Source organism: Agromyces sp. Y782 (genome assembly GCF_059445405.1).
The window spans coordinates 1,679,607-1,697,260 of sequence record NZ_JCAIUG010000001.1 but is presented as its reverse complement, the minus strand read 5'-3'; the positions used below and the strand labels follow the sequence as shown (position 1 = coordinate 1,697,260).

General features: G+C 68.6%; 13 protein-coding genes. 8 read left to right on the top strand and 5 right to left on the bottom strand.

The genetic code is table 11. From position 1 onward, the window contains the following. Positions 1 to 70: 70 nt before the first annotated feature. Complete coding sequence (locus AC1C2S_RS07745; protein WP_495351947.1) at positions 71 to 1,207, bottom strand: hypothetical protein; 1,137 nt, start codon at positions 1,205 to 1,207, stop codon at positions 71 to 73. A gap of 120 nt (positions 1,208 to 1,327) precedes the next feature. On the opposite strand from AC1C2S_RS07745, the gene AC1C2S_RS07740 reads away from it, so the two are divergent. Together AC1C2S_RS07740 and AC1C2S_RS07735 are read left to right on the top strand one after the other, a co-directional pair. Further along, the gene (locus AC1C2S_RS07740; RefSeq protein WP_495351946.1) at positions 1,328 to 2,080 is read left to right on the top strand and encodes a GAP family protein; all 753 of its coding nucleotides are present in this window, start codon (positions 1,328 to 1,330) and stop codon (positions 2,078 to 2,080) included. Between the two features lie 51 nt (positions 2,081 to 2,131). Beyond that, positions 2,132 to 2,950 (top strand): DNA/RNA non-specific endonuclease, encoded by an 819-nt coding sequence (locus AC1C2S_RS07735; RefSeq protein WP_495351945.1) that lies wholly within the window; start codon positions 2,132 to 2,134, stop codon positions 2,948 to 2,950. A gap of 223 nt (positions 2,951 to 3,173) precedes the next feature. Here the strand turns inward: AC1C2S_RS07735 and AC1C2S_RS07730 are convergent, their stop codons facing one another. The 3 genes from AC1C2S_RS07730 to AC1C2S_RS07720 form a co-directional block, all read right to left on the bottom strand. Further along, complete coding sequence (locus tag AC1C2S_RS07730; RefSeq protein ID WP_495351944.1) at positions 3,174 to 4,370, bottom strand: AI-2E family transporter; 1,197 nt, start codon at positions 4,368 to 4,370, stop codon at positions 3,174 to 3,176. Positions 4,371 to 4,470: 100 nt separating this feature from the next. Continuing rightward, on the bottom strand, positions 4,471 to 5,442 hold the full coding sequence (locus AC1C2S_RS07725; RefSeq protein WP_495351943.1) for a cation diffusion facilitator family transporter: 972 nt from the start codon (positions 5,440 to 5,442) through the stop codon (positions 4,471 to 4,473). A 150-nt stretch (positions 5,443 to 5,592) separates the two neighbouring features. Continuing rightward, the gene (locus AC1C2S_RS07720; protein ID WP_495351942.1) at positions 5,593 to 6,252 is read right to left on the bottom strand and encodes a type 1 periplasmic-binding domain-containing protein; all 660 of its coding nucleotides are present in this window, start codon (positions 6,250 to 6,252) and stop codon (positions 5,593 to 5,595) included. Between the two features lie 171 nt (positions 6,253 to 6,423). Here AC1C2S_RS07720 and AC1C2S_RS07715 point away from each other — a divergent pair, with 171 nt between their 5' ends. The 5 genes from AC1C2S_RS07715 to AC1C2S_RS07695 all read left to right on the top strand — a co-directional run bounded on the left by AC1C2S_RS07715 (position 6,424) and on the right by AC1C2S_RS07695 (position 13,564). After that, positions 6,424 to 7,638, top strand: a complete 1,215-nt coding sequence (locus AC1C2S_RS07715; protein WP_495351941.1) for a HupE/UreJ family protein — start codon at positions 6,424 to 6,426, stop codon at positions 7,636 to 7,638. A gap of 146 nt (positions 7,639 to 7,784) precedes the next feature. After that, positions 7,785 to 9,794, top strand: a complete 2,010-nt coding sequence (locus AC1C2S_RS07710) for a purple acid phosphatase family protein (RefSeq protein WP_495351940.1) — start codon at positions 7,785 to 7,787, stop codon at positions 9,792 to 9,794. Between the two features lie 82 nt (positions 9,795 to 9,876). Beyond that, positions 9,877 to 10,965, top strand: a complete 1,089-nt coding sequence (locus AC1C2S_RS07705) for a WxL protein peptidoglycan domain-containing protein (RefSeq protein WP_495351939.1) — start codon at positions 9,877 to 9,879, stop codon at positions 10,963 to 10,965. Between the two features lie 104 nt (positions 10,966 to 11,069). Continuing rightward, complete coding sequence (locus tag AC1C2S_RS07700; protein WP_495351938.1) at positions 11,070 to 12,716, top strand: FAD-dependent monooxygenase; 1,647 nt, start codon at positions 11,070 to 11,072, stop codon at positions 12,714 to 12,716. A 125-nt stretch (positions 12,717 to 12,841) separates the two neighbouring features. After that, a complete protein-coding gene (locus AC1C2S_RS07695; RefSeq protein ID WP_495351937.1) occupies positions 12,842 to 13,564 on the top strand; it encodes a flavin reductase family protein in 723 nt (240 codons plus the stop codon). A 2-nt stretch (positions 13,565 to 13,566) separates the two neighbouring features. Here the strand turns inward: AC1C2S_RS07695 and AC1C2S_RS07690 are convergent, their stop codons facing one another. Next, positions 13,567 to 14,103: a MarR family winged helix-turn-helix transcriptional regulator gene (locus AC1C2S_RS07690; protein WP_495351936.1), complete on the bottom strand. Its 537-nt coding sequence runs from the start codon at positions 14,101 to 14,103 to the stop codon at positions 13,567 to 13,569. A gap of 124 nt (positions 14,104 to 14,227) precedes the next feature. Between AC1C2S_RS07690 and AC1C2S_RS07685 the strand changes: the two genes are divergently transcribed. After that, positions 14,228 to 17,413 carry an efflux RND transporter permease subunit gene (locus AC1C2S_RS07685; RefSeq protein ID WP_495351935.1) on the top strand — a complete coding sequence of 1,062 codons (3,186 nt, stop codon included), beginning with the start codon at positions 14,228 to 14,230 and terminating at the stop codon, positions 17,411 to 17,413. The last annotated feature ends 241 nt before the right edge of the window (positions 17,414 to 17,654 follow it).

Genomic DNA, 17,654 nt, shown 5'->3' with positions numbered 1-17,654 from the left:
CGTCGAGAGACAGTCGGACGCCCGCGAGTTCCACCGTGCGGCGAATCTCGCGGGCGCCCGGTTCGCGGGATCAGTCCCACTCGACGGCGGGGCTCTCCTTGGCGAGGTTCATCGACGGGGTTCCCAGAGACGGGGCGAACAGCACCGAGCACGTGCCGGTGGCGCCACCCTTCGTGCACTGGGCGCTCACCTCGACCGAGCCGATGTAGCTCGCCGTCACCAGAGTGGGGATGTCGTAGCTCAGCTCGGGCACGAGGGCGTCCATGGTGGCACGGGTCTCTGCCGACAACGTACGAGTGATCGTGCCGTCGGTGAGCTGGGTACCGTCGCTCAGGGTCTGCGGAATCGTGAGACCGCAGCCGGCGTCGAGGGTGGTCGATGCGACGCACTCATTGATCGCGGTCGAGACGGCCTGCCGGAACTCCGCTGCGGCCGCATCGGTGAGGGTCGGCTTCATGCCGGTCGTATCGGAGTACTCACTCGATTCGGTGACCAGCACGACGGTCTCGCCTTCGAGGGTGAAGCCCTCGACACCGACGGCGAACTCGTATGCGCCCGGCAGGGCGTCGACGAAGTCCATATCGCCTTCGACCGGGATCCCGTTGATCGTCGGCTCGAGGCCGGCGAGTTGCGAGACACCCAACTGTCCGGTGCCGCCCGAGATCTGCCATCCGGAGTCGGCGTCGTACTTGTACATCGAGAGCTCGGTCGAGACCGCCGTGTCACCGATCGTGTACGTGACGGGCACGGTGGTCGAGAATTCACTCCCGTCGGGCTTGCCGATGGTGATGTCGGTGAGCGGTGCGAGCTTCTGCGAGGCGGCGAGGGCCTCGTCGGTGAGCAGTGGTCCCGAGACGGTCGCGTCCAGATAGGAGAGCGCCGTCTCGGCGTCGCCGTCGGCGATGGCCGTGAGGTAACTCTCGGCCGCCCCCTCAGCCTTGTCGCCACCGCCCCGCACGGCGGGGACGACGACGGCGAAGACGACGATCGCGATCAGTACGAGCAGCAGCACGACGCCGCCGGCGACGATCGCCATGATGGCGCCCGGGCCGAGGCCCTTCCGAGGGGGAGGCGGTGCGTCGACAGGCGGTGTCGCGTAGGGGAGCGGTGCGCCGACCTCATCGCGTACGGGTGAGGAGTCGGCCCCCGCCGTTACTGCCTCGGAATCAGTGAGTTGAGGCTCGTCGCCCCGGGAATTCTCGGTCATGTTCCCCCTTCGGCCGCCCAGTCTATGAGAGCGAACGACCCGGTCTGTGCACCTTGCGGAATATGCGAGATCCCCCGCACGGTGGATACGCCGGTCCGTGGCATCCGACAGTCTTGACCAGTGGACCTCGACCTTCTGAGCGGAGCTGCCCTCACCGGCCCCGCCCTCCTCGGCGCACTCGCGCTGCTGGCGCTCGTCGACTCGACGAGTTTCGGCACCCTGCTCATCCCGACCTGGCTGTTGCTCGCGCCGGGCAAGCTGCGGCCGGGCCGCATCCTCCTGTACCTCGCCACGGTCGCGGGCTTCTACCTCGTGGTCGGCGTGGTGCTGCTCACCATCGCCGCGACGGTACTGCCGCAGCTCATGGAGCTTTCGGTGACCCCCGCGTTCCTCTGGGTGCAGCTCGTGCTCGGCGCCGCCATGCTCGTCGGCTCCTTCTTCATCGGCGGAAAACGCAAGCGATCCGGACCCGGCCGGTTCGCGCGGTGGCGTGAGCGCGCGGTCACCGATGTCGCCGACGAGGCCGGAAGCGTGCTGCCGCTCATGGGGCTCGCCGTCGCGGCGGCCGCCGTCGAGGTCGCGTCGATGCTTCCGTACCTCGTCGGCATCGGTCTGCTGACGACGTCGGAGTACGACGCCGGCACTCGGCTGCTGCTGCTCGCCGGCTATTGCATCGTGATGGTGCTGCCGGCCATCGTGCTGCTCGTGCTGCGGCTCGGCGCCGCTCGGGCGATGGAGCGGCCCCTCGCGCGGTTCGGCGTGTGGATGGAGAAGAACGCCGCCGAGGCGACGGGTTGGATCGTCGGCATCCTCGGGTTCCTCCTGTTCCGGGCGGCGGCGGTCGATCTCGGACTGTTCAACTCGATCTTCTAGCGCCGTGTCGGCTTCTCGCGCCGTGTCGGCGGGTCGTGGTCGACTCGGGGCATGGGTTTCGACGCGCGGTTCCTGGGTGTGGAAGCGGCGATGCCGCGAGTCGGCGAAGCGGATGCCTCGGCGCCCGCCGATCCCGTCGCGGTCGTCGAGCTCGACTACCTGCATTTCACGGTCGTGCTCGACACCGCACGGCGTCTCGCCATGGTCACCGGCGTCAATGTCGACGGGGCTTCGCTCCTCGACCTCCCACGCGCTGACGACTGGCAGCTCGACGAGCGCATTCCCGCCGACTGGCAGGCCGGGCCCGAGATCTATGCCCGCAACGACTTCGATCGCGGGCACCTCGTGCGCCGGCGCGACCCGGTGTGGGGCTCACCAGAGGTCGCGGCACGCGCGAACGCCGAGACATTCCGCTACCCGAATGCGGCGCCGCAGGCCTCGGGCTTCAACCAGTCGAAAGAGCTCTGGCTCGGCCTCGAAGACCACGTGCTCGAGCACGCCGAGGCGCACGGGCTGAAGCTCAGCGTGTTCACCGCGCCGGTGCTCGCTCCGGGCGACCCGCCCTATCGCGGCATCCGCGTGCCCCTTCAGTTCTGGAAGATCGTCGCGTGGAACTCGGGCGGCGCGCTCGCGACGACGGCCTTCGTCGTCGACCAGGCGCCGCTCGTCGACACACGCGACGTCGTGGCGCCGACGCCGGGCGAGGCCCCGCCGCTCGGCCCGTTCCGCACCTTCCAGGTGCCGGTGTCGGATGTCGCGGGGTTGACGGGTCTCGTGATGCCCGAGCTCATCGCCGCCGACGTGCTGCCGCGTGCCGTCGCCGCTGCGGGGTGGCGGCGGCTCGAGGCATCCGACGACATCTGGCTCTGACGGGATTCGTTGGTCGAGTAGTGAGCGGAGCGAGCGTATCGAGACCTTGCGCGGGGGGTCTCGATACGCGTCCTCCTTCGTCGGGCGCTACTCGACCAGCGGTGGTCGGATTTGTTGGTCGAGTAGTGAGCGGAGCGAGCGTATCGAGACCTTGCGCGGGGGGTCTCGATACGCGTCCTCCTTCGTCGGGCGCTACTCGACCAGCGGGAGGGGGCGCGGGGCGCTACTCGACCAGCGGTGAGGGGGCGCCCGCGCGTCTCGCCTTGCGTGCGGCCTTCGTCGCGGCATCCGTCTCGGCCATCGACTCTTTCGCCTCGTCGAGGTCGCCGAGCAGAGGTCGGATCCAGAAGGAATTCGGGTTCGCGTCGACGAGCACCAGGCGCACGAGCAGTGTGAGCGGGATCGCGAGGATCGCGCCGATCGGCCCGATGATCACTGCCCAGAACAGCACCGAGAAGAACGTGATCGTCTGGCTGAGTGCGACGGCGTTGCCGACCACTTTCGGCTGGATGATCGACTGGATGACCGCGTTCACGAGGCCGTAGACGATGATCACGGCGATGACCATGGGCCAGCCGCCGACGAGTGCGCCGAAGATGATCGGCGGAATGATGGCGATGAAGTAGCCGATGTTCGGGATGAAGCTGCAGAGGAACGCGAGCAGACCCCAGATGAACGCGCCGGGCACGCCGATGATGATGAGCGCGAGCCAGTTGATGAAGCCCTGCGCAAGCCCGAGCACCGTGGTCACGACCATGTAGCGGCGTACATTCGACCCGTACCTCGTGAGCGCGGTCACGAGCAGCGGGCGGCGCGGCTGCAGTTGTCGCAAGAGGGTCGGCAGGTACCCGGCATCCGACGCCATGAGGATCAGCATCGTGAAGATGACCACGAGGCCCGATACCCACCCGGCGACGCCGCCGAGGAGGCCGCCGAAGAACGCGATGAGCGCCGACGGGTCGAAGTCGGCGAACAGCGCGTCGACCCCCTCGGCGCCGATGCCGAGCGAGCCGAGCCACGCGGCGAGATCGGCTCCCCACTGTTTGATCTCGTCGGTGAACTGGGGCAACAGGGTCGCGAACTGCCCGAATGCGACGAGTACGGCGTAGCCGAAGCCGACGAGCAGCACCGTCACCGCGGCGATGACCGAGCCGGTCGCGAGTCCGCGAGGCACTCCCCGCTTCTCGAGGGCGACGCGCAGTGGATGCACGCAGATCGTCAGCACGAGCGCGAGGAACACGGGCGCGACGATGCCGGCGATGCCGGCGAGGCCGAACGCGGCGAGGGCGGCCCCGCCGAGACCCATCAGGATGAACTCGTTGCGGTGCGCACCGGCCGGCGATTGCAGCGCGGCTGCGGTCTCGTCGGGGTCGTTGCTCGACGCCGCCTCGGGCCCAGATCGCTTTCTGTTCCACCACATGGGGACTCCGATCCGCGAGCCGCACGGCCGCGCCTGTCCTCACGATAGCGAGCAGGGCTCACGTTCGGGCGGATCTTTTCGAGAATCCGCCGCGCGAGTCTCAGCGGGGCGGCGTGGTCGCGACCGGCGAGAGCGAGGCGCTCCCGGGGTCGGCGAGGGTGAGCACGGCACGGCCGACATGCGGATGCCGCTCCAGCTCGTCTTCGATGCGGCGCAGTTCGATCGCGATATCCGCTTCGACTCGATCGCCCGCCAGGTCGACGGCGGCGATGAGGAACACCGTTTCGGGGCCCGTGTACTCGATGTGCAGGAACGTGATCCGGTCGATCTCGGGGCGCTCGAGCAGTTCGGCGAGCACGCCGTTGCGGGCCTCGTCGTCGATCGCCTCGCCGAGCAGGAACGCGCGGTTGCGGGCGATGAGCACGACCGCGACGACACCGAGCAGCACACCGATGCAGATCGACCCGAGGGCGTCGTACACGGGGGAGCCGGTGACCTGGTTCAACATGATGCCGAGGAACGCCAGCACGAGGCCGATGAGCGCCGAGGAGTCTTCGGCGAAGACCGCCCTGAGCGTCGGATTGGAGCTTCGCACGACGTGTTCGAGGGTGTTCAGATTATGGGTGCGCGCGTCGGTGCGCGCCTGCCGGAACGCACGCACGAAGGAGATGCCCTCGAGCACGAACGAGACGGCGAGCACCACGTACGCGACGGCGAAGTCCCTCGCCGGTTCTGGATCGAAGAGCTCGGTGATGCCGTGCTGGATCGAGACCACGGATCCCGCGGTGAACAGTCCGAATGCCGCGAACATCGACCAGATGTACGCGTCTTTGCCATAGCCGAGCGGATGCCGCGCATCGGCGGGTTTGCGCGAGCGCCGCTCGGCGACGACGAGCAGCACCTCGTTGCCGGTGTCGGCCCAGGAGTGCGCCGCCTCGGCGACCATCGACGCGGAGCCCGTGATCGCTGCTGCGAACGACTTCGCGGTCGCGATGAGCGCGTTCGCGACGAGGGCGATGAGCACGGTGAGGAGGCTCTCGCCCGTTGCGTCGGTCTTCTTCTTCTTGATCACGCGGCACCTTCCCCGGCTTCGAGTCTGGCACTCGGCGCGTCGCGGCGCGACAGTCGGAGCAGGCGCGGCCGCCGCATCGGTCGCCGCGAACACGCAGGCGCATCGGTGTCGAGCGGTCTGGAGGGATACCGCTCGTGTGGTCCGTGCGGCTCAGTCGATCCAGACCACGATGCCGGTCATGTCGTGCAGAACGGCGGCGACGCCCGCACGAACCGCGGTGGCGCATCGCTCGGGCGTGAACGACGACGCGTCGTAGGTCGACGAGGAGCCGTTGCCCTCGCCGCGGAAGGACGCGCCGGCCCAGTCCACGGCGGTCACGTTGTCGGTCGGTTCCGGGAGTTCAGCACCGACGACGAGGATCTGCTGATCGAGGTGGCTCGCACTGACGATGGTGAGCGGATCGATGAGGTCGTTGCCGACCGCGACGATGAGGTCGGAGTTCATCTCGATGGCCTCCACGATGCCGTCGACGTGATGATCGTCTGCGTTCACGGTGCGCAGCTCGACGCCGTCCTCTGCGGCCCAGTCGCGCACCGCTTGCACGAGGGTCTGCGTCGGCCGGTCGCCTCCGGCTGTGAGGAGGACCACTCGCATGCCCGAGGAGGCATGAACGTCGTCCCATGAACCCGGGGTCGGTGTGATCGTCGCCTCCGGACTCGGCGGCGTGTCAGGTGCGAAGCCCGGCGCGAGCATGCCCTCCGCCGTCGGGGCCGCGTGGTGCCCCGACCAATCGCTCGCGCAGCCGGTGAGCAGGCCGAGGGACAGAGTGGCGATGACGAGCGTCGAGATCGTCCGGTGTCGGCGGAGCAAGGAGGGACCGTCCTCGGGATCGGGCAGCGGGCGCAGGTTCCTCTACTCTGCGCCCTCGCCCCGTGTGCATACGAGGTGAGAGGTGGCTGTTTGCCCGTTGTTCTCCTTCGCTCTTCCCGTCGTTCACGGCTGCCGTCGACTCTTCTAGGATCCCCGTCCCCAAGGAGTTCCATGTCGTCCCGTGCGCGTCGCGTCGTCTTCACCCTGCTCGCCGGAGCGGCGGCCCTCACGATCGGCGCGCTGACGACGGCACCCGCCGCCGCGCACGGATTCACCTCCGTGGTCTACGCCGATGTCACGTCGGCCGAGCCCGGTCACGTGCGCACGCAACTCCAGCTCGAGTACGACCTCCTCGTGGTCTCGGCGGCCGACGCCGAGGGCGACGATCCACTCTTCCAGGACGGGACCGCGGCGTTCGAGAGCGGTGAAGGCCCCGCCATGGCGGATGCGCTCGACGCGCACATCGACACCGTGCTCGCCTACGTGAACGAAAGATACGTCGTGACCTCGGGCGGGGATGCCTGTCCGGCGGCGCTGGCCGGCGACATCCAGATGACCGAGCAGCAGGACGCGCCCTACGTCGAGCTCGCGCTCGACAGCGCATGTGCGACTCGGGGCGACGCGCACGTCGTGACCAGCACGCTGTTCGCCGACGCAGAGGGGTACGTCACCGGGACGAAGGTCGTGCTCACGTACGAGCTCGACGGACGCTCCGGCAGCGCTGCTCTGGACACGGACCAGACCTCGTTCTCGACCGAGCAAAGCACCTGGGAGCGCTTCTGGGAGTTCTTCCACCTCGGCGCGGAGCACCTCCTCACCGGCATCGACCACATCCTGTTCCTGCTCGCCCTCATCGCCGGGTCGCGACGGCTGCGCGAGGTCGTTCTCGCCGCCACCGCATTCACGATCGCCCACTCGATCACGTTCATCCTCGCGGCGACCGGTGTCGTGTCGCTTCCGGCCTGGTTCGTCGAGCCGATCATCGCTCTGTCGATCGCGATCGTCGGAGCGTGGCACTTGTGGCAGCTCTGGCGGAGAGGGGATGCCGCGGCGGAGCTCTCCAAGGACAGCGGCCCGTTCGGCCTGGATCGCGCGGGCTGGCTTCGCATCGGTGTCGTCTTCATGTTCGGCCTCGTTCACGGGGTGGGCTTCGCCGGTGCGCTGGGCATCGACGAGCCCTGGTCGTGGACCCTGCTGTGGTCGTTGCTCGTGTTCAACCTCGGTATCGAGGCCGTGCAGCTCGTCATCATCGCCATCCTGTTCCCGCTGCTGACGCTGCTGCGCCGGCGCGTGCCGCGCATCGGGCTCTGGGCGACGGGCGCCCTTGCGGTCAGCGTCTCGATCTTCGGACTCATCTGGTTCGGAGAACGGCTACTGGGGGTGTGACCTCGCCACTCTGGGAGCCCGCTGAGACTCTTCCCGGTTCCGCAATCCGCAGGACCCCCATTGTTCAGCCGGGGTTCACGCACCGGGCGAATGTTTGGCAAGTCCGGCTGTCAGCCGGTTCACCCTCTCAAGAGAAGGACACATCCATGCCTCTCCCTCGTGCAGAAGTGCTTCACGCACGCGCACACACGCGGACATCGGCGCTGCGCCGAACGTCCTCGTGGCTCACGGTGGCCACGATCGGCACATCGCTCGCCCTCGGCGGCATCGCCGCCGCGCCGGCGATGGCCGCTGACACCGTGAACCTCACCGGCATCGTCCTGGGCGTCGGTGCCGACGAAGCGCAACGCATCGTCACGTGGTACTCCTCGGCCGACACCGCGCAGTCGGTGCAGGTCGCCCCGACTGCGTCGCTCGTCGACGGCGGGTTCCCGGCAGATGCGAAGACCTACTCGGCGCTCGGATCCGCGAACATCGCGAGCAGCGGCGGCTACAACCGCCACGCCACGATCGACGGCCTCCAGGAGAACACGGCCTACTCCTATCGGGTCGGCTCTGCAGAAGACGGCTGGTCCGACACCACGGCGTTCACGACGCACTCCTTCAACGGCGAGTTCGACTTCCTCTTCTTCGGCGACCCGCAGATCGGATCGTCGGGTGACACCGCCAGGGACGGCGCCGGCTGGGCCAACACGCTGGATGTCTCGCTGGCCGCGAACCCGAACGCGGAGATCCTGGTCTCCGGCGGTGATCAGGTGGAGAGCGCCAACAACGAGAGCCAATGGGACGCGTTCCTGAGCTCGGACAAGCTGCGCCAGTACCCGTGGGCGGCCACGATCGGCAACCACGACGTGGGCGGCAAGGCGTACGAGCAGCACCTGTTCACACCGAACACCGATCGCACGGCGCCGTACTACGCCAACGGCCAGCCGACGTCGAACACGTCCGGCGGCGACTACTGGTACATGTACAAGGACGTGCTGTTCATCGACCTCAACAGCAACAGCTACTCCACGTCGAGCGGCGGTGGCGGCGATGCCGCGCACATCGAGTACGTCAGCGACGTGGTCGATGCGCACGGCGCCGACGCGAAGTACACCGTGCTGGTGTACCACCACGCGATCTACTCGGCCGCGGCGCACGCGAAGGACGGCGACGCCAAGGTGCGCCGCGTCGACTTCCCGACGGCGTTCTCCGACCTCGGCGTCGACCTCGTGCTGCAGGGCCACGACCACGTCTACACCCGCAGCTACGAGATCAAGAACGGCGTCAAGGCCAATCCCGACGAGCAGCCCGGCCAGGACGAGGTGTTCACGGGGCCCGGCGGCGTCGTCTACGTGACGGGCAACTCGGCATCCGGCTCGAAGTACTACGACATCACCAACCCCGACTCGACCGGCACGAGCGGCGCGGGCAATGGGGCCGACCCGCTGAACCCGAGCAGCTACTGGTACAACTCGGTGCAGAACCAGGAGCACGTGCCGAGCTACGTCAAGGTCCAGGTGAAGAACGACGCCCTTGTCGTGGAGAATCTCCGCAGCGGCACCTGCGAGGCGCCCAACGCCGCGGTCGAGCTCGGCAACGTCTCCTGGTGCGGTCCGGACAGCGGTGCCAGCGCGGCGCAGCCGGTGGGCTCCGTCGTCGACAAGGTGACCATCCGTCCGTACCACGGCGACGGGCAGGACGTGCAGGTCGACGTCCCGACGGCTGCGCCGGGCGAGTTCGGCTGGACGATCGACGGCCACAACGGCCTCGTCGACCTCGGCGCCGCCAAGGAGAAGGACGGCGAGTACTTCGAAGCCGCAGGCGAGATCAACCCGATCGCCGTCACGGACTCGCGTACGTCGCTCGCGCCGTGGTCGATCTCGGCCTCGTCGAGCGACTTCCACGACGGTGGCGTCACCTTCTCGGGCAAGTACCTCGGCTGGACGCCGAAGGTCGTCACGGCGGGTGCCGGAGCCGTCGCCGGTTCGTCCATCCAGTCGGGCTACACCGACGGCAACGGTCTGGCGAGCTCTCGCGTCCTCGGCTCTGCGACGCAGGGTCACGAGCGCGGTGAGGCGACGATCGGCGCCGACCTGGATCTGAAGATCCCACTCGAGGTCGCGAACGGCAGCTACCGCGCCACGCTGACCGTCACCGCTCTGGCCGGCTGACCGGCATAGGGCACACCGATGGTGTGGATGCCGCGTGGCATCCACACCATCGGATTTCGCACTCCACTCCCAGAGGATCCGCATGACCAGCCCCGCACTCGCATCGTCTCGCTCCTTCGTCCGCACCATCGCCGTCGCGATCATCGCCGGGCTCTCCCTGCTGTTGTCGCCCGCGCTCGGGGCGCACGCGGCCACCGACGATGTGACGTGGACGGTGCGCACAGCGTCCAACGCCTTCGGCGCCGATCGCACCAGCTACGCCTACACAGTCGACCCCGGCACGACCGTCGACGACGGTCTCGTCGTCGCCAACCGCGGCGAGACGCCTCTGGAGCTCGCCGTCTACTCGTCGGACGGCTACACGACCGACAGCGGTCAGTTCGACCTGCTCGTCTCGGGCGCGACATCAGTCGGTGTGGGTGTTTGGGTACACGCCGGCACCGAGACCGTGACCGTCCCCGCAGGCGAGAGCGTGACCGTTCCCTTCACCGTCTCGGTGCCGGAGAACGCGACGCCGGGCGACTACGCGGGCGGCATCGTGACTTCGCTGGGTGCGCAGAAGGACACCGCGGGTATCAGCGTCGACCGCCGCCTCGGAATCCGCGTCGCTCTGCGCGTGGGCGGGGCGCTCGCGCCGGGCCTGGCCATCGAAGACCAGCACGTCGAGTGGAACGGCGGCCTCAGCCCACTCGCCACCGGCGACGCCACCTTGACCTACACAGTGCACAACACCGGCAACACGATCATCTCCGCTCAGCAGTCGGCCACGGCAGCCGGCCCATTCGGCCTTTTCGCGGTGGAGGCGGAGGCGGTCGACGCGCCGCCGCAGCTGCTGCCCGGTGAGACGTGGACGGTATCGGTGCCGATCCAGGGCGTGCCCGCAGTGTTCTGGCTCGCCGGAACGGCGACCGTCGTGCCTCTCGTCACCGACGCCTCCGGCTCCACCACCTCGATGGATGCCGTCAGCACGACCGCGATCGGATGGGCGGTCCCGTGGCTCCTCGTCATCATCGTGCTCGTCGTCGCCGCACTCATCGTCGTGGGTCTGCGCCTGCGCAAGGGCCGTGCGACAGCCGCGAAGGAGCGCGAAGACGCCCGCGTGCGAGAGGCCGTGGAGCAGGCGCTCGCCGCAGGCGAGGCCCCTGAGAAGGTCGCGGCGGCGGTCGAATAGCAGGAACCGCCGGTTTGCCGGGGGCGTCACCGACCGAGCGGGTCCTTGCTCGCCTGCGTTCGTCACCTCTGGCATCCGAGGACGCACGGTGCAACAGTTGAGCCATGGGCGAGGCCGCTGAGTCAGCCGGGCGCATCGACACCGATGTGCTCATCGTGGGGGCGGGCCCGAGCGGGCTCATGCTCGCCGTGTGCCTCGCGAAGCTCGGCGTCGAAGCGGTCGTCGTCGACGGCAAGCGCGGCCCGACCCGCGAGTCCCGTGCGCTCGGGGTGCAGGCGCGATCGATGGAGCTCTACGATCAGCTCGGGCTCGTCGATCGCGTGCTCGCAGAACGCTCCTCGGCGACGTTCGTCGTACCGGGGGCGGGGCGGGGGCGTCGGCCGTTCGGGCGGTTGCCGTTGCGGGCGTTCGGCGCCGGCATCACGCCGTACCCCGAGATCACGGTCTTCGAGCAGAGCCGAAACGAACGGCTGCTCGTCGATGCGCTCGCCGAACGCGGGCGCGAGGTGCGTTGGGGCCATCGACTCGAACGGCTCGAGGTCGCCGCACCGGGTCTCGATACGCTCGCTGCGCTCGCTACTCCAGCGGTACCCGAACAACGCTGGTCGAGGAGCGCCCGACGAAGGAGGACGAGTATCGAGACCTCCGCAGCGGGTGTCACCGCGACCCTCGCCGGGCCGACGGGCGCCGTGACCGTGCGCGCCCGCTACTGCGTCGGCGCCGACGGGGCGCACTCGGTCGTGCGCGAGACGCTCGGCATCCCCTTCGAGGGGGTGACGAACGAGCACACCTTCTACGTTGCGGATGCCTCGGGCGTCACCGGTCTCGTCGACGGGGGGATCAACGTGCGCATCACGGCCGAGCACTTTCTGCTCGGCTTCCCGATGGGGCCGGGCCGCGCCCGCCTGCTCGGGGTCGTGCGTGATCGCGATCGAGACGAGCACGGCGAACTGTCGGAGACGCTCGTGCGGGCGCTGGTCGACCGGGAGTTCGGCGTGCGGTACAAGGCATCCGCATGGTTCACGACCTACCGGTTGCACCACCGACTCGCCGCGCGCTTTCGCGAGGGCCCGTGCTTCATCGTGGGCGATGCCGCGCACATCCACTCGCCGATCGGCGCGCAGGGCATGAACACCGGCCTGCAGGAAGCGCACAATCTCGCGTGCGCGCTCGCCGACGTCGTGGTCGGCGGCATGCCCGACGCGCGGCTCGACCGGTACGAGGCCGAGCGGCGGCCCGTCGGCGAGGTGCTCGTCGCGACGACCGACCGGGCGTTCGGCGTCGTGACGTCGGCGACACCGCTCGCGCGATTCGTGCGCGGGCGCATCGTGCCGCTCGTCGGGCCGTTGGTCATCCGGCTGCTGCCCCGTCTCATCGGTGGACGGCGGGTGTTCGGCTACGTCTCGCAGACCCGCATCCGCTACCCGGTACCGGATGCCGCGGGCACGCGACGCGACGCCCTCGTCGGTGTGCGGCTGCCGTGGACCGGCGACAACTTCGCCGCGCTCCGCTCGATGCGGTGGCAGGTGCACGGCTACGGGGTTCCCGAGCGTGCGGTGCGCCGCATCGCCGCCGAGCTCGGGGTCGAGGCGCACGTCTTCGCGCGCCACGCGAGCGGGCCGCGCGACCGGCGGCTCCGCCGTGACCGCGTCTACCTCGTGCGCCGCGACGGCTTCGTCGTCGCCGAGGTGCTCTCGCCGGGCACGGGCAGTGCGCTCGACGCGGCTCGAGCGCGCCTCGCCGGCGCGTGAGGGCCCCGGTCAGCGCGTATCACGGACGGTGACTGAGGAGACCTCGCCGACGCGAAGTCCGATTCACGCCGGATCCGGATCCGCCGCCGCGCGATGCTCGAGTCAGACGACGATGAGAGCAGGACATGACGGCCTTCACCGAGACCGACCCGCGCACCGCCGACGCCGGCCCAAGGACCGGACGCCCAGGCGCCGACGCACCCGCCGGTGCCCACGCTGCGATCGACCCCGCGATCCTCTACTTCGGCACCCCCGTCGCGCTCCTCAGCACGGTCGACGAGACCGGCCACGCGAACCTCGCGCCGATCTCATCCGTGTGGTGGCTCGGCCACACGGCGGTACTCGGCATCGCGGCGCGATCTCAGACCGGGCGCAACCTCGTCGCAACACGGGAGGTCGTGATCAACCTGCCTTCAGTCACCGAGGTCGACATCGTCGACGCGCTCGCCCTCACGACCGGGCGTGACCCGGTTTCCGAGCGCAAGGCGAGCGTCGGCTACCGGCATGTGCGCGACAAGTTCACCGAGGCCGGTGCGCACCCGATCGCCGCCGAGGTCGTCGCCCCGCCTCGAGTGCTCGAATGCCCGGTGCACCTCGAGGGGAGGGTCACCGCGGTGCATCCGCTGCTCGGCATTTCCGACCTCGCGTCTGCCGCCCTGCTGGCCGTGGAAGTCGACATCGTGCGCGTGCACGTGCACGAGGGTGTTCGCGCACCGGGCCATGCCAACCGCATCGATGCCGAGCGCTGGCGACCGCTCATGATGAGCTTCCAGCGGTTCTTCGGATTCGGCGACGAGGTGCGGCCTTCGCGCCTCGCGACGATCGACGAGGAGTGGTACCGAGGCTGAAGTCAGCGTTTGGGGCCGGGCTCAGGGGCGGCGCTGACAGCCTCTACGTCGCCTGAGGCCGCCGATTCGGCCGCTGCCGCCTCGGCCTCCATCACTCGCAGCAACGCGCCGATGCCCCGGGTGAGTGCGCGGAGGTCTTCGACATCGAGTCGTTCGAGCGGCGGACGGCTGAGCTGGGGGCGGGCGGCGAGCAGCTCCTGCATGAGCTCGCGCCCCTTCGCGGTGGCGAGTACTCGACGTACCCGATGGTCGCTGGGGTCGTCGACGCGAGTGGCCATGTCGTGACCGGTCAACCGGTCGACGATGCCCGACATGGTCGCAAGCGAGACGCCGAGGGCCTTCGAGAGGCCCTGCACGGTGCTGCCGTCAGGGTTCGTCATGATGATGCCGAGCACCTTCAGCTGCTGCATCGTGAGGCGGATGGAGAGCAACGGCTCGACGATATCGGGCACGACGGTCGTCTCCATCGCCGCCTGCATGCGGAGGAGTTCGTCAAGCAGCGCGCCCCGGTCGGCGGCATCGACATCGAAGCTCTCCACTCGACCACCGTACCGGCACATTCTCAGCCGCGGCACAGGAATGGAAACGTAGCCTGACACGAAGCTTCGTGTCGCACGAAGCAGATGTTCCCGACTCCAGCTCCACTCGACCCCCAGGGCGGCCATGTTCAGACTCGCGCGTTTCAGCCTCGCCAATCGAGCGCTCGTCGCCCTCGTGACACTCGTGATCGCCGGTTTCGGCGTCTTCTCGATGACGCAGCTGAAGCAAGAGCTCATCCCGTCGATCGAGCTGCCGCAGACCACGATCGTCACGGTGCTGCCCGGCGCGAGCCCCGAGGTCATGGACGAACAGATCAGTGTGCCGATCTCGAAGGCGCTGACGAATCTCGACGACGTCGAATCGGTCATCGCGACCTCCTCGAGCGGCATGTCCACGGTCTCGGTGGCCTATGCCTACGGCACCGACGCCAAGGAATTCACCGCATCGCTCACCGACGCGATCGACGGGCTCGGTGCAACGCTCCCTGAAGACGCGGCACCCGAGGTGCTCTCGGGTAGCACCTCATCCCTGCCCATCATGTTCCTGACCGCTGGGGCGACGGATGTCTCGCTGAGCGAGCTCTCCGCAACCCTCGACGACGTCGTGGTGCCGCGCCTCGAATCCGTCGACGGCGTGCGCGCCGCCACGGTCTCGGGTGCTGAGACCGAGCGTGTCGTGATCACCCCCGACCAGGCCGTGCTCGCAGAGCAGGGCATCTCGCCGATGGCGATCTCCGAGGCGCTCGAAGCCAACGGCATCACCCTGCCGCTCGGCAGCATCACCGAAGACGGTCAGCTGCTTCCCGTGCAGGGCGGCGAGCCGATCGACTCGCTCGACGTGTTGCGCGAGATCCCGCTCGCGAGCACGACAGCACCCGGCACCGTCGTCGAACTCGGCGACGTGGCATCCGTCGAGCTCGTGACCGAACCGCAGACCTCGATCACCCGCACCAACGGCGTGGAAGCCCTGTCGTTGTCGATCACGGCCACGCAGAATGCCGACGTGGTCGCCGTGTCGCACGGTGTCGATGACGCCCTCGCCGAGCTCGGCGACGAACTCGACGGCATCGAGCTGACCGTGCTGTTCAGCCAGGCGCCGTTCATCGAGGAGTCCATCCAGCACCTCGCGATCGAGGGCCTGCTCGGTCTCCTCTTCGCGATCGTCGTCATCCTGATCTTCCTGCTGTCGGTGCGATCGACGCTCGTGACCGCGATCTCCATCCCGCTCTCGGTGCTCGTGACCTTCATCGGGCTGAACCTCGGCGGGTATTCGCTCAACATGCTCACCCTGGGTGCGCTCACGATCGCGATCGGGCGCGTCGTCGACGACTCGATCGTCGTGATCGAGAACATCAAGCGTCACCTCGCGTATGGCGAGCCGAAGGTGCAGGCGATCCTGGGCGCCGTGCGGGAGGTCGCCGGCGCGATCACGTCGTCGACCCTCACGACCGTCGCCGTGTTCCTGCCGATCGCCCTCGTCGGCGGCATGGTCGGTGAGCTGTTCGCGCCGTTCGCCCTCACCGTCACGATCGCGATGCTCTCCTCGCTCCTCGTGGCCCTGACGATCGTGCCGGTGCTCTCGTACTGGTTCCTCCGCCAGCCGAAGAACCTCGTCGATGTCGAGGCGACCCGCCTCGCCGCCGAAGAGAAGGAGCGCAAGGGCTGGCTGCAGCGCGGTTACGCGCCGGTGCTGCGCGGCACTCAGAAGCACCCCGTGGTCACGCTCGTCTCCTCGGTGCTGCTGCTCGTCATCACCTTCGCGATGGTGCCGTTCCTGAAGGTCGACTTCCTCGGCTCGACCGGTCAGAACATGATCATGGTCACGCAGGAGTTCCCGGCCGGCAGCGACCTCGAGACCGTGTCGGTGGGCGCCGAACAGGTCGAAGACGTGCTGCTCGACATCGACGGCGTCGACGACGTCATGCTCACGGCCGGCTCCGGCGGCGGCATGATGTCGATGCTCGGCGGTTCGGGCGGCACCGCCACGTACATCGTGAACACGTCGAAAGACGTCGACCAGACCGCGCTGCAAGACGAGGTGCGTGAACGTCTCGCCGAGATCGAGGATGCCGGTGAGATCGCCCTCGCCGATTCGGCCGCGATGGGCGGCTTCGGCGGCAGCGTCGACGTGATCGTGCAGGCCGCCAACGAGAGCGACCTCGCCGAGGCATCCGATGCCGTGCTCGCCGCCCTCGAGGACACGCCGAACGCGGCCGAGGTCGCGAGCGACCGCGCGCCGGCGCAGCCGATCGTGCAGGTGACGGTCGACCGTGCCACCGCGCTCGAGCAGGGTCTCACCGAGATGCAGGTGCTCGGCATCGTGGCGGGCACGCTCTCGCCGCAGGCGATCGGCTCGATCGGGCTCGACGACGAGGAGTACCGCATCTTCCTCGACGGCGCGCCGGCGCCCGAGAGCACCGCCGAACTCGAACAGGTCATGCTGCCGAGTGCTGCGAACCCCGCCGGCTTCGTGCCGCTGTCGGAGGTCGCGACCGTCGAAGAGGTCACCGTGCCGACGTCGATCGCCCGTGATGCCGGCGAGCTCGTCGCGACCATCTCGATCACGCCCGAAGAGGGCGAGCTCGGCGCCGTGACGACTTCGGTGCAGGAGAGCCTCGCCGAACTCGAGCTGCCGCAGGGCGTCACCGCCGAGATCGGCGGCCTCGCCTCGACCCAGACGGAGTCGTTCGAGCAGCTCGGCCTCGCGATGCTCGTCGCGATCGCGATCGTCTTCATGCTTCTCGTGGCGACGTTCCGTTCGCTGCGGCAGCCGCTGATCCTCCTCGTGTCGATCCCGTTCGCGGCGACGGGTGCCATCGCCCTGCTGCTCGCGACCGGCCGCCCCCTCGGCATCTCGGCACTCATCGGCATGCTCATGCTGATCGGCATCGTGGTGACGAACGCGATCGTGCTCATCGACCTCGTGAACCAGTACCGTTCGCAAGGTCAGAAAGTGGCCGACGCCGTGTTCAACGGTGCTCGCCAGCGACTGCGCCCGATCCTGATGACCGCGCTCGCGACGATCTTCGCCCTGCTGCCGATGGCGTTCGGTGTCACCGGGTCGAGCGGGTTCATCTCGCAGGACCTCGCGATCGTCGTCATCGGCGGCCTCATCTCGTCGACCCTGCTGACCCTCGTGCTCGTGCCTGTGCTGTACCTCCTCATCGAGGGCCGCCGCGAGCGACGCGAGGCGAAGCGAGATGCGATGCACGAGAAGAAGCACGAGGCGAAGCAAGAGACGAAGCACGAGACGGAGCACGAGACGGAGCGACCGGATGCCGCCGTGCCCGAGGCGTCCGACCAACTCTGACGCTTCGCCCGGCGTGACCTGAGCCCGATTCAGGCAAACGGCCCCGAATCAGGACGATTCTCGCGAGATCGTCCTGATTCGGGGCCTTTCTCCTGATTCGCGCCGTGCGCGTGAGACGGGGTGCGCGCGCCGGTGCGCACGGCTGCCCATGCGACAGCGGTGGCCGCGCGGGTGCGCCCGACGTATCGTGGATGCGAGGTGGAACCGGTCGGCTTCCGCCCGAGCGTGCTTCGCGTCGACG